Source organism: Streptomyces sp. NPDC039423 (assembly GCF_055598725.1).
Genome location: NZ_JBVKAH010000017.1, coordinates 48,250 through 60,189, shown reverse-complemented (window position 1 = coordinate 60,189; position 11,940 = coordinate 48,250). Strand labels below are relative to the sequence as shown.

Here is an 11,940-nt window from a genome sequence, read left to right as displayed (position 1 = left end):
GTGGAGACGCTGATCGAGGAGGCGATGAAGATCGCCGAGCAGATGGAGAAGGACGGCGTGATGTCCGGCGAACCCGCCGTCACCGTGAGCTGACCCCCCCCACCGAGCACCGGAGCCCCGCCGCACCCCGCGGCGGGGCTCCGCGCTGTCCTGCCCCTCCACCCGCACCGGCAGGTACAGTGCCAGGACCCGTATGGAACGCATGGTGAGGCCCCCTCGTGTTGACGCAGACCACCACCCGGGTCCTCGAGCCCAGCGACCTCGGCGCCGCGCTCGCCGTCCTCGAGAGCGAGCCCGTCGCCAACGCGTTCGTCACCTCCCGCGTACAGGTCGCGGGGCTCGACCCCTGGCGCCTCGGCGGCGAGATGTGGGGCTGGTACGCGGACGGGCGGCTCCGCTCGCTCTGCTACTCCGGCGCCAACCTCGTCCCCATCTGCGCCACCCCCGAAGCCGTCCGCGCCTTCGCCGACCGCGCCCGCCGGGCCGGCCGCCGCTGCTCGTCCATCGTCGGCCCCGCCGAGCCCACCGCCCAGTTGTGGCGGCTCCTCGAACCGAGCTGGGGCCCCGCCCGTGACGTCCGCGCCCACCAGCCGCTGATGGTCACCGACCGGCCCTCCCCGGACGTCGAGCCCGACCCGTACGTCCGCCGCGTCCGCAAGGACGAGATGGACGTGATCATGCCGGCGTGCGTGGCCATGTTCACCGAGGAGGTCGGCATCTCCCCGATGGCCGGCGACGGGGGCCTGCTCTACCAGGCCCGCGTCGCCGAACTCGTCGGCGCCGGCCGCTCCTACGCCCGCATCGAGGACGGCAAGGTCGTCTTCAAGGCCGAGGTCGGCGCCGCCACCTCCCAGGCCTGCCAGATCCAGGGCGTGTGGGTCGCCCCCGAGCACCGCGGCCGGGGCCTGTCCGAGACCGGGATGGCCGCCGTACTGCGCCACGCCCTCGCCGACGTCGCCCCCGTCGTCTCGCTGTACGTCAACGACTACAACCTGCCCGCCAGGGCCGCCTACCGGCGCGTCGGCTTCGAAGAGGTCGGCGCCTTCATGAGCGTGCTCTTCTGAGGCGCTTGTAAGGTTCGGTCGCATGGATGACGTCGTGGTCCGACCGGTCGACCTCGCCGCGCGCGTGGACGACGCCCTCTCCGTACAGGCCCTCGCCTTCGGACTGACCGAGGACGAGATCGCGGTGCGTCGCCACATCGTGCTGCGCCACCTCCGCAGCCCCGGCGCGTGCGCCTACGGAGCCACCACACCCGGCGGACGGCTCGTCGGCTTCGTGTACGGGATGCCCAACGACCGCACCCACTGGTGGTCGACGGTCGTCCAGCCCTACCTGGTGCGCGAGGGCAACGGCGCCTGGCTCGACGACTCCTTCGTCATCACCGAGCTGCACGTCCACCCCGACTTCCAGGCCCGGGGCATCGGCCGTGAACTGATCACCAGCATCACCGACGCCGCCGAGCAGCCGCGCTCCATCCTCTCCGCCATCGACGTGGAGAACCCGGCCCGCTTCCTCTACCGCTCCCTCGGCTACCGCGACCTGGCCCGCCGGGTCCACTTCCCCAGCGCTGCCAAGCCGTACGCGGTCATGGGCGCGCCGCTGCCGCTGCGACGCCGCGGACCGTCCGCGGGGGGCGACCCGGGCGGGTCCCCGGGACGGAACTGATTTCTCCCAGCAGCCGCCCCGGAGCTAACCTCCTAGCCATCACACTTTTCACCGCAGGAGAGTTCCCCATGGCCCAGGTCCAGCGCATGTCCCGGTTGATGGTCAAGACACTGCGCGACGACCCGGCGGACGCCGAGACGCTCAGCCACAAGCTGCTCGTCCGCGCCGGCTACGTACGCCGCAACGCCGCGGGCATCTGGTCCTGGCTGCCGCTGGGCATGAAGGTCCTGGAGAACGTCTCCCGCGTGGTGCGCGAGGAGATGGACGCCATCGGCGCCCAGGAGGTCCTGCTCCCCGCGCTGCTGCCCAAGGAGCCCTACGAGGCGACGGGCCGCTGGGAGGAGTACGGCGCCGAGCTGTTCCGCCTGAAAGACCGCAAGGGCGCCGACTACCTGCTCGGCCCCACGCACGAGGAGATCTTCACGCAGCTCGTCAAGGACCAGTGCACGTCCTACAAGGACCTGCCGGTGATCCTCTACCAGATCCAGACGAAGTACCGCGACGAGGCGCGTCCCCGTTCGGGCATCCTGCGCGGCCGTGAGTTCCAGATGAAGGACTCGTACTCCTTCGACACCACCGACGAGGGCCTGGCCGAGTCGTACGCGCTGCACCGCCAGGCGTACATCAAGATCTTCGACCGGCTCGGGCTCCGCCACAAGATCGTCTCCGCGGTGTCGGGCGCCATGGGCGGCTCGGCCTCCGAGGAGTTCCTGGCCCCGGCCGCCGCCGGTGAGGACACCTTCGTCCACTGCCCGAACTGCGACTACGCGGCCAACACGGAGGCCGTCACGTTCAAGCAGCAGCCGGAGGACCCCACCGCGCACGGCCCCGTCGAGGAGCTGGACACCCCCGACACGCCGACCATCGAGACGCTCGCCGCGCACCTGGACGTCCCGGCCTCCCACACGCTGAAGAACTTGCTGGTCAAGGTGGACGGCGAGATCGTCGCCGTCGGCGTGCCCGGTGACCGCGAGGTCGACCTCGGCAAGCTGGAGGACCACCTGGCCCCGGCGACCGTCGAGCTCGTCACCGCCGAGGACTTCGAGGGCCGCGACGACCTCGTACGCGGCTACGTCGGCCCGCAGGGCCTCGACAAGGTGCGGTACCTCGCCGACCCGCGCGTCTCGCCCGGCACGGCCTGGATCACCGGCGCCAACAAGCCCGGCAGGCACGCGAAGAACGTCGTCGCCGGCCGCGACTTCGAGGTCGACCAGTACCTGGACGTCGTCGTGGTGGAGGAGGGCGACCCCTGCCCGAACTGCGGCTCCGACCTCACGATCGACCGCGCCATCGAGATCGGTCACATCTTCCAGCTCGGCCGCAAGTACGCCGACGCCTTCCAGCTCGACGTCCTCGGCCAGAACGGCAAGCCCGTCCGGGTCACCATGGGCTCGTACGGCATCGGCGTCTCCCGCGCGGTCGCGGCCCTGGCCGAGCAGCACGCCGACGAGCAGGGCCTGTGCTGGCCCCGTGAGATCGCGCCGGCCGACGTGCACGTCGTGGCGGCCGGCAAGGCGCTCCAGACCGAGCTGGCGCTGGAGGTGTCCGAGAAGCTGAAGGCCGCCGGCCTGCGGGTCCTGGTCGACGACCGGGCCGGGGTGTCGCCGGGCGTGAAGTTCACGGACGCGGAGCTCATCGGCGTACCGAAGATCCTGGTGGCCGGCCGCCGCTCCGGCGAGGGCGTCGTCGAGCTCAAGGACCGCCGCACCGGTGAGCGCGAAGAGCTGACGGTCGACGAGGCGATCGCCCGCCTCGGCGCGTAACGCCTCCCACCGCCCCGGAGCCCGGCCACGGCGCCCCGGGGCGGCACGGGCGTCAGATGCAGCCCGCCGTACCGGCGTCGTCCTCCCGCACCTGGGGGGCCGGCGCCGGTTCGCGTACCGGGGCCTCCGGGTGCCCGTCGAGCGGCTCGTGCAGGTGCGGGTCGTGCACGTGGAGGGCCGACGGGTGCGGGGCCGGCCGCTCGCCGTCCTGGTCCCGGGGCCGGTCCGGGGCTGCCCGCTCCAGGAAGCGCAGCAGCTCCACCGGGAAGGGCAGCACCAGGGTCGAGTTCTTCTCCGCCGCGACGGCCACGATCGTCTGGAGCAGCCGGAGCTGGAGCGCGGAAGGCGTCTCCGACATGACCCCGGCCGCCTCCGCCAGCTTCTTCGAGGCCTGGAGCTCCGCGTCCGCGTTGATCACCCGCGCCCGCCGCTCCCGGTCGGCCTCGGCCTGGCGGGCCATCGACCGCTTCATCGTCTCCGGCAGCGAGACGTCCTTGATCTCGACCCGGTCGATGGTCACGCCCCATTCGACGGCCGGGTTGTCGATCATCAGCTCCAGCCCCTGGTTGAGCTTCTCCCGGTTGGACAGCAGGTCGTCCAGGTCGCTCTTGCCGATGATCGACCGCAGTGAGGTCTGGGCGATCTGGGACACCGCGAAGCGGTAGTCCTCGACGCGGATGATGGCCGCCGCGGCGTCGACCACCTTGAAGTAGATGACCGCGTCGACCCGCACGGTGACGTTGTCGCGGGTGATGCCGTCCTGCGCGGGCACCGGCATGGTCACGATCTGCATGCTGACCTTGTGCAGCCGGTCGGCGAACGGGACCACCATGGTGAACCCGGGCCCGCGCACGCCGCTGCGGAGCCGGCCGAAGCGCAGGACGACGCCCTTCTCGTACTGCTTGACGACCCTGGCGGCGGCCGCCACGTAGATCACGGCGGCCGAGCCCACGGCCGCCGCCGCTGCCAGCAGTTCTTCGACCATGACAGCCCTCCCGTCCATACCGGGTGGTAGGGGTGGTGCGTTATGCCCAATATCGCACCATTGGGGCCGTATGGGGAGTTCTACAGCCAGCCGGCGAACTCCAGGAGCAGCTCCCCGTCCTGCCGCCGCCCCGCCGCCAGGGCCCTGGTGCCCGACTCCACGGCCCGGAACAGCGTCCATCCGCGCAGCCGCTCGCGGTCCAGGTCCAGCGAGTCCGCCAGCTTGTTCACCCGCCGCCGCCCCGCCGTGGGGCCGGAGGCCGCCGCCACCAGGTCCTCGACCCGGTCCCGCACCAGCCGGGCCAGGTCGTACGCCCGTTCCCCGACGACCGGGTCGGGGCCGACCGCCAGCCAGGGCGCCCGGTCGCCGGCCAGCACCTTGCCCTGCCGGAAATCGCCGTGCAGCAGCAGCTCCTCGGGGGCGTCCGCCACCAGCTCCTCCCGGGCGGCGAGCGCCGCCGCCACCAGCCCGGCCGTCTCCGGGTCCGTCGCCCCCGCCGCCGCCCGCATCGCCTCAGCCTGCCGGGCGGTCCGCGCGGCCACCGACTCGAACCCGTGGCCCTCCGGCGGGTCCACCCACAGTCGCCGGACCGTGCCGGCCGCCTCCAGCAGCGCCTTGGCCTCCGGCAGCGACCGCAGGCCCACCTCCGTGTGCAGCCGCTCCAGCAGCAGGTCCGGCCCGGCCGGGTCCAGCGGCAGCACCGCGCCCCAGCCGTTCCAGTGCGCCAGCGCCGCCCGCTCCAGGTCCGGCCCGGCGAACGGCGGAGCCACCTTCAGCGCGGCCGGGGCGCCGTCCGGCAGCCGCACCAGGACCACCAGGCTGCTGCGCCCGCCCGGCGCGACCACCCGTTCCACGTCCAGGCGCCGCCGGTCCACCGCCTCCCGGGCGAGCTCCGGAAGACGGGCGAGCCAGTCGTCCGCGGCCGCGTCCCCGTACCTCGCGCCGAGAGCCCGCACCAGTCGCTGCGGCGGTTCGAAACCCATGCGTGCGTCGTTCCCTCTCGATGGCCGGGGCCCACGGTCCGTGCGGCCGCGCTACGGCTCGGCTCGGCCGCCCGGTCGCTCGGCGAGCCCAGGAAAGGCTACGCCGGTGCCCCGCCACCGCACCGCCCGCACCGCGGCCTCGCGCAGCGCGCTCGCCGCCTCCCGCCGCAACGGCCCCCGCGCGGCCCGTACGAGGTCGGAGTAGACGCCCGCCACCCGGTCCTCCAGCTCGGCGGCCAGCCGCACCGCCGCGGCCGCGTCCGGCACCGGGAACGGCAGCGCGTAGGCGGCGGCGGAGGCGGTGGGCTTCCCGCCCAGGTCGCGCACCGCACGGCCCAGCGCGTCCCGCCGGGCCCGGTGCGCGGCGTACGCGGCGGTCGCCTCCGCCTCCCGCGCGTCGCCGACCCGGCCGCCGACGACCCCGTACCCGTACACCGCCGCGTGCTCGGCGGCGAGGGCCGCCTGGGCGGCCTCCAGGGCTGCGTCGCTCATGACGGGGTCCCTCCGCTGCTCAGCAGGTACGCGTGGGCGGCTCCCGCGGCCGCGACGGACGCCAGCAGCCGGGCGAGCTCGGGCGGGGCGGTGAGCAGCGCGGCGGCGTGCGCGTCCGCGGTCCGGCGCGCCATTGCCGCCAGCTCGGCGAGCGCGACGCCCGGGTCGGCGGGCACGGGTGTGCCGTCGGCCGCGTCGCCGGGCGCCCCCGGGGCCCCCGGCCCCGCCGCCGGGACGCCGGCGCGGGCCGGTGCCTCCGGCGCGGCGGGCGTGACGTCCGGTACGGCGGGCGTGGGCGCGGCGGGCGTGGGCGGCGCTCCCGTGGGCGCCCCGGGCGTGGGCGCGGCGGTGGGCGGCGGCGAGCCCGCCGGGGCCAGGGCCGTCACATGGGCCGCGGCCGCCGCCCGCAGCGGGGCCAGCCGGGCGGCCAGCGGCGGATGGGCGGCCAGCACCGCGTCGTACCGCGCCAGGAGCTCCGCGCTCGTGGCGGCCGACCGGCGCCGCAGGGCCGCCTCGGCGCGGGCCGCCCGCGCGGCCGCCGACGCCGACGGCGCACCGCCCGGCTCGTCCGACGTGCACGCCCCGAGCAGCCCGGCCGCGGCCGCCGCGCCCGTCACGACGAGCGCGCGTCTGCGTGTCGTCCCCGTGCGCTCCACGCGTCACTCCCTCAGCCGTACCAGCCAGACCCCAAGATCACCGCTGGCGAGCGTACCTGCGGCTCGGCGCGAGGTGGACGGCAACACCCCCCGCGACCGGATACCCTTTGGTCTGACACGCGACGATCCCACAACAGCACACGCGGCCGAGGAGTCACCCGGATGAGCACCACCCAGAGCGAAAGGCTGCGCGGGCTGCTGGAACCGCTGGTCAGCGCCAAGGACCTGGACCTCGAGGAGATCGAGGTGTCCCGGGCGGGCCGGCGGCGGATGCTGAGGATCATCGTCGACTCGGACGAGGGCGTGGAACTCGACGCCTGTGCCGAGCTGAGCCGCGCCATCTCCGACAAGCTCGACGAGACGGACGCGATGGGCGACGAGGAGTACGTCCTCGAAGTCAGCTCGCCGGGCGCGGACCGCCCGCTGACCGAGCACCGCCACTACGTACGCGCCACCGGCCGCCTGGTGAAGTTCCAGCTCACCGCCCAGGGGGCGGAGGGCGGCGAGCTGGTGGCCCGCATCCTCTCCGTGGACGACGAGGGCCTCGATCTCGAGGTGCCGGGCGTGAAGGGGCGCAAGCCCACCGCCCGCCGTGTCGCGTTCCCGGACATCGCGAAGGCGCGCGTGGAGATCGAGTTCAACCGCAAGGACAAGAAGGAAGAGGAGGCGTAGCCGTGGACATCGACGTGAAGCTCCTGAGGGGCTTGGCACAGGAGAAGGAGATTCCCTTCGACCTGCTGGTCGAGGCGATCGAGTCGGCCCTCCTCATCGCCTACCACCGCACCGAGGGAGCCCGCCGCCACGCCCGTGTCGTGCTGGACCGGCAGACCGGTCATGTGACGGTGTGGGCGAAGGAGGACCCGGCCGACCTGGAGGAGGGGCAGGAGCCCAAGGAGTTCGACGACACGCCGTCGGACTTCGGCCGCATCGCGGCGAGCACCGCCCGCCAGGTCATCCAGCAGCGACTGCGGGACGCCGAGAACGACGTGACGTTCGGCGAGTACGCCCGTCGCGAGGGCGACATCGTCGCCGGCATGGTGCAGCAGGGCAAGGACCCCAAGAACGTCCTGGTGAAGCTGGACGACAAGCTGGAAGCGATCCTTCCGGTGCAGGAGCAGGTGCCGGGCGAGGAGTACACCCACGGCCTGCGGCTGCGGACGTACGTCGTCCGGGTCGCCAAGGGCGTGCGCGGTCCGTCCGTCACCCTTTCGCGCACCCACCCCAATCTGGTGAAGAAGCTCTTCGCGCTGGAGGTCCCGGAAATCGCGGACGGCTCGGTCGAGATCGCGGCGATCGCCCGCGAGGCCGGCCACCGCACCAAGATCGCGGTCCGCTCCACCCGTTCGGGCCTCAACCCCAAGGGCGCCTGCATCGGCCCCATGGGCAGCCGGGTGCGCAACGTCATGGCCGAGCTGCACGGCGAGAAGATCGACATCGTCGACTGGTCGGACGACCCGGCCGAGATGGTGGCCAACGCCCTGTCCCCGGCCCGGGTCTCCAAGGTGGAGGTCGTCGACCTCGCCGCCCGGTCCGCCCGGGTGACCGTGCCGGACTACCAGCTCTCGCTGGCGATCGGCAAGGAGGGCCAGAACGCCCGTCTGGCCGCGCGTCTCACCGGCTGGCGGATCGACATCCGCCCGGACACCGAGCAGCAGCCCGCGGAGGACCGGGACTGACCCGCGTCCGGGCCCTGGGGGCCCGGGGGCCAGGCCCTCGGATTCCCGGGGCTCCGGGGAATGGAACCCGCCATGGTGACGTTGTGCTATGGCGAGATCACGACAACAACCGTTCGATTTTTGCCCCAAAGGGGTGAGGTCGGTGCGGGGAGGTAGACTTAACCGTGTCTGGCCGGACGCACGCCCGCGCCTGCCCTGAGCGAACCTGTGTGGGATGCCGGGAGCGAGCGGCCAAGCGCGATCTGCTGCGCATCGTGTTGATCAAGGGCGAGTGCGCCCCCGATCCACGCGGTACGCTGCCCGGCCGGGGTGCTTATGTGCATCCCGCCTCGGTCTGTCTCGACCAGGCGGTCCGCCGCCGGGCGATCCCGAGGGCCCTCAGGGTCCAGGGACCGCTCGACGTCGCGGACGTCCGCCGGTACGTCGAGCGGCCGGCACCGTAAGAAGAAGTACGGCACGGAACACCGTGCGGTCAGGTACCTCGCGAGTTGGAAGTAGGTCGAGATTGCGATGAGCACTCGATGAGTACGCGATGAGTACGCCCATGAAGTAGCGACGGTCCGGCGGTAACCCGGACCTAAAAGGAGCGAAGTGGCTAAGGTCCGGGTATACGAACTCGCCAAGGAGTTCGGTGTGGAGAGCAAGGTCGTCATGGCCAAGCTCCAGGAACTCGGTGAATTCGTCCGTTCGGCGTCTTCCACCATCGAAGCGCCGGTTGTACGCAAACTGACTGACGCGCTGCAGGGGCCCGGCGGCAACGCCGGCAAGTCCGCAGCCAAGCCCGGCGCGCCCCGCAAGGCCGCGCCGGCCAAGCCCGCCGCCCCCGCGCCCTCCCCGGCGCAGGCGGCACGTCCCGCCGCCCCGAAGCCCGGCGCTCCCGCGCCGAAGCCCGCGGCGGCCGAGAAGCCCGCGGCGCCGGCCCCCGGCCCGCGTCCCACCCCGGGTCCGAAGCCCGCGGCGGCGCCCAAGCCGGCGCCCGCCTCGCCGGCTCCGGCGAACCCGGAGTTCACCGCGCCCCCGTCGGCCCCGGCCGCCGGTCCCCGGCCCGGTGCCGCGCCCGGTCCCCGTCCCGCCGGCCGCCCGCAGGGCGAGCGCGGTCAGGGCGGCGAGCGCGGCGGCCGCCCCGGTGGCGCCCCGCGTCCCGGTGGCGAGCGCCAGGCCCCCCGTCCGGGTGCCCCGCGTCCCGCGGGCCCGCGTCCGGGCAACAACCCGTTCACCTCTGGTGGCTCCACCGGCATGGCGCGCCCGCAGGCGCCCCGTCCGGGCGGTGCCCCGCGTCCCGGCGGCCCCGGTGCCCCGGGCGGTCCGCGCCCGCAGGGCGCCGGTCAGGGCGGTCCCCGTCCGCAGGCCGGCCCCGGTGGACACCCCGGTCCCTCCGGGCGGCCTACCCCCGGCGGCATGCCGCGTCCCCAGGCCCCGCGCCCGGGTGGCGGTCCCGCCGGTAACCGCCCGAACCCGGGCATGATGCCGCAGCGTCCGGCTGCCGGTCCCCGCCCCGGCGGTGGCCCCGGCGGCGGTGGCCGTGGTCCCGGTGGCGGCGCCGGCCGTCCCGGTGGCGCCGGTCGTCCCGGCGGCGGCTTCGCCGGCCGTCCGGCCGGTCCCGGTGGCGGTGGCGGCGGTTTCGCCGGCCGTCCCGGCGGCGGTGGCGGCGGTCGTCCCGGTGGTCCCGGTGGCGGTGGCGGCGGCTTCGGCGGTCGTCCCGGCTTCGGTGGCCGTCCCGGCGGCCCCGGTGGCCGTGGTGGCACGCAGGGCGCCTTCGGTCGTCCCGGCGGTCCCGCGCGTCGTGGCCGTAAGTCGAAGCGGCAGAGGCGCCAGGAGTACGAGGCCATGCAGGCCCCGTCGGTCGGCGGCGTGATGCTGCCTCGCGGCAACGGCGAGACCGTTCGCCTGTCGCGCGGTGCGTCCCTCACCGACTTCGCGGAGAAGATCAACGCCAACCCGGCGTCCCTCGTCGCGGTCATGATGAACCTCGGCGAGATGGTCACCGCCACGCAGTCCGTCTCCGACGAGACGCTGCAGCTCCTCGGCGACGAGATGAACTACCAGGTTCAGATCGTCAGCCCGGAGGAGGAGGACCGCGAGCTGCTCGAGTCCTTCGACCTCGAGTGGGGCGAGGACGAGGGCGGCGAGGAGTACCTCGTGTCCCGTCCGCCGGTCGTGACCGTCATGGGTCACGTCGACCACGGTAAGACCCGACTGCTGGACGCGATCCGCAAGACGAACGTCGTCGCGGGCGAGGCCGGCGGCATCACGCAGCACATCGGTGCGTACCAGGTCGCCACCGAGGTCAACGGCGAGGACCGCAAGATCACCTTCATCGACACCCCGGGTCACGAGGCGTTCACCGCCATGCGTGCCCGTGGTGCGAAGTCCACCGACATCGCGATCCTCGTGGTCGCGGCCAATGACGGTGTGATGCCCCAGACGATCGAGGCGCTGAACCACGCCAAGGCGGCCGACGTGCCGATCGTGGTCGCGGTCAACAAGATCGACGTCGAGGGTGCCGACCCGGTCAAGGTGCGCGGTCAGCTGACCGAGTACGGCCTGGTGGCCGAGGAGTACGGCGGCGACACCATGTTCGTCGACATCTCCGCCAAGCAGGGTCTGCACATCGACTCCCTGCTGGAGGCCGTGATCCTGACGGCGGACGCCTCGCTCGACCTCCGGGCCAACCCGGAGCAGGACGCGCAGGGCATCGCCATCGAGGCCCACCTGGACAAGGGCCGCGGCGCCGTCGCGACCGTCCTGGTCCAGCGAGGCACGCTGCGGGTCGGCGACACGATGGTCGCGGGCGACGCCTACGGCCGTGTCCGCGCCATGCTCGACGACAAGGGCGAGAACGTGGAAGAGGCGGGTCCGTCGACCCCGGTCCTCGTCCTCGGTCTCACCAACGTCCCGGGCGCCGGCGACAACTTCCTGGTGGTCGACGAGGACCGTACGGCCCGTCAGATCGCCGAGAAGCGTGCCGCCCGTGAGCGCAACGCCGCGTTCGCCAAGCGTGTGCGCCGCGTCTCCCTCGAGGACCTGGACAAGGTGCTCAAGGCCGGCGAGATCCAGCAGCTCAACCTCATCATCAAGGGTGACGCTTCCGGTTCCGTCGAGGCGCTCGAGTCGTCGCTGCTCCAGCTCGACGTCGGCGAAGAGGTCGACATCCGGGTCCTGCACCGCGGTGTCGGTGCGGTCACGGAGTCGGACATCGACCTGGCGATGGGCTCCGACGCCATCGTCATCGGCTTCAACGTCCGCGCGGCCGGCCGTGCCGCGCAGATGGCGGAGCGCGAGGGCGTCGACGTCCGGTACTACTCGGTGATCTACCAGGCCATCGAGGAGATCGAGGCGGCCCTCAAGGGCATGCTCAAGCCGGAGTACGAAGAGGTCGAGCTCGGTACGGCGGAGATCCGCGAGGTCTTCCGCTCGTCCAAGCTGGGCAACATCGCGGGTGTCCTCATCCGCTCCGGCGAGGTCAAGCGCAACACCAAGGCGCGCCTCATCCGCGACGGCAAGGTCATCGCGGAGAACCTCAACATCGAGGGTCTGCGTCGCTTCAAGGACGACGTCACCGAGATCCGCGAAGGCTTCGAGGGTGGTATCAACCTCGGAAACTTCAACGACATCAAGGTCGACGACGTCATCGCGACGTACGAGATGCGGGAGAAGCCGCGCGGCTGATCCCAGTCACGGCAGCCGGGGCCGGTCGGCGGATGTATTTCCGTCGAT

At 73.1% G+C, this 11,940-nt stretch carries 11 protein-coding genes; 7 read left to right on the top strand and 4 right to left on the bottom strand.

What is annotated here, in order from left to right:
- Nucleotides 1–218 precede the first annotated feature (218 nt).
- The 3 genes from ACZ7LK_RS31900 (at nucleotide 219) to ACZ7LK_RS31890 (ending at nucleotide 3,431) form a co-directional block, all read left to right on the top strand.
- Complete coding sequence (locus ACZ7LK_RS31900; protein WP_392277690.1) at nucleotides 219–1,064, top strand: GNAT family N-acetyltransferase; 846 nt, start codon at nucleotides 219–221, stop codon at nucleotides 1,062–1,064.
- A 22-nt stretch (nucleotides 1,065–1,086) separates the two neighbouring features.
- Nucleotides 1,087–1,668, top strand: coding sequence for a GNAT family N-acetyltransferase (locus ACZ7LK_RS31895; RefSeq protein WP_392277691.1), 582 nt, complete (start codon nucleotides 1,087–1,089; stop codon nucleotides 1,666–1,668).
- Nucleotides 1,669–1,736: 68 nt separating this feature from the next.
- Nucleotides 1,737–3,431, top strand: coding sequence for a proline--tRNA ligase (locus ACZ7LK_RS31890; RefSeq protein WP_392277692.1), 1,695 nt, complete (start codon nucleotides 1,737–1,739; stop codon nucleotides 3,429–3,431).
- Between the two features lie 52 nt (nucleotides 3,432–3,483).
- Here the strand turns inward: ACZ7LK_RS31890 and ACZ7LK_RS31885 are convergent, their stop codons facing one another.
- The 4 genes from ACZ7LK_RS31885 to ACZ7LK_RS31870 all read right to left on the bottom strand — a co-directional run bounded on the left by ACZ7LK_RS31885 (nucleotide 3,484) and on the right by ACZ7LK_RS31870 (nucleotide 6,547).
- Nucleotides 3,484–4,416: a slipin family protein gene (locus ACZ7LK_RS31885; RefSeq protein WP_392277693.1), complete on the bottom strand. Its 933-nt coding sequence runs from the start codon at nucleotides 4,414–4,416 to the stop codon at nucleotides 3,484–3,486.
- Between the two features lie 80 nt (nucleotides 4,417–4,496).
- Complete coding sequence (locus ACZ7LK_RS31880; RefSeq protein ID WP_471144607.1) at nucleotides 4,497–5,399, bottom strand: aminoglycoside phosphotransferase family protein; 903 nt, start codon at nucleotides 5,397–5,399, stop codon at nucleotides 4,497–4,499.
- Nucleotides 5,400–5,450: 51 nt separating this feature from the next.
- Nucleotides 5,451–5,891, bottom strand: a complete 441-nt coding sequence (locus ACZ7LK_RS31875; protein ID WP_392277695.1) for a DUF4439 domain-containing protein — start codon at nucleotides 5,889–5,891, stop codon at nucleotides 5,451–5,453.
- Nucleotides 5,888–6,547 (bottom strand): hypothetical protein, encoded by a 660-nt coding sequence (locus ACZ7LK_RS31870; protein WP_392277696.1) that lies wholly within the window; start codon nucleotides 6,545–6,547, stop codon nucleotides 5,888–5,890. Before ACZ7LK_RS31870 ends, ACZ7LK_RS31875 begins: the two co-directional genes overlap by 4 nt.
- A 162-nt stretch (nucleotides 6,548–6,709) precedes the next feature.
- Between ACZ7LK_RS31870 and rimP the strand changes: the two genes are divergently transcribed.
- The 4 genes from rimP to infB all read left to right on the top strand — a co-directional run bounded on the left by rimP (nucleotide 6,710) and on the right by infB (nucleotide 11,892).
- Nucleotides 6,710–7,219 (top strand): ribosome maturation factor RimP, encoded by a 510-nt coding sequence (gene rimP, locus ACZ7LK_RS31865; protein WP_392277697.1) that lies wholly within the window; start codon nucleotides 6,710–6,712, stop codon nucleotides 7,217–7,219.
- Nucleotides 7,220–7,221: 2 nt separating this feature from the next.
- Nucleotides 7,222–8,223, top strand: a complete 1,002-nt coding sequence (gene nusA, locus ACZ7LK_RS31860; RefSeq protein WP_392277698.1) for a transcription termination factor NusA — start codon at nucleotides 7,222–7,224, stop codon at nucleotides 8,221–8,223.
- A 164-nt stretch (nucleotides 8,224–8,387) separates the two neighbouring features.
- Entirely contained in the window at nucleotides 8,388–8,666 is a 279-nt protein-coding gene (locus ACZ7LK_RS31855) for a YlxR family protein (protein WP_392277699.1), read from the top strand.
- Nucleotides 8,667–8,814: 148 nt separating this feature from the next.
- Nucleotides 8,815–11,892 (top strand): translation initiation factor IF-2, encoded by a 3,078-nt coding sequence (infB, locus tag ACZ7LK_RS31850; protein ID WP_392277700.1) that lies wholly within the window; start codon nucleotides 8,815–8,817, stop codon nucleotides 11,890–11,892.
- Nucleotides 11,893–11,940 lie beyond the last annotated feature (48 nt).

Bases quoted from the DNA above. Each gene is read 5' to 3' on its own strand.
- ACZ7LK_RS31875 (WP_392277695.1), bottom strand. From the start codon at position 5,891: ATGAGCGACGCAGCCCTGGAGGCCGCCCAGGCGGCCCTCGCCGCCGAG.
- ACZ7LK_RS31895 (WP_392277691.1), top strand. From the start codon at position 1,087: ATGGATGACGTCGTGGTCCGACCGGTCGACCTCGCCGCGCGCGTGGAC.
- ACZ7LK_RS31890 (WP_392277692.1), top strand. From the start codon at position 1,737: ATGGCCCAGGTCCAGCGCATGTCCCGGTTGATGGTCAAGACACTGCGC.
- ACZ7LK_RS31880 (WP_471144607.1), bottom strand. From the start codon at position 5,399: ATGGGTTTCGAACCGCCGCAGCGACTGGTGCGGGCTCTCGGCGCGAGG.
- rimP (WP_392277697.1), top strand. From the start codon at position 6,710: ATGAGCACCACCCAGAGCGAAAGGCTGCGCGGGCTGCTGGAACCGCTG.
- ACZ7LK_RS31885 (WP_392277693.1), bottom strand. From the start codon at position 4,416: ATGGTCGAAGAACTGCTGGCAGCGGCGGCGGCCGTGGGCTCGGCCGCC.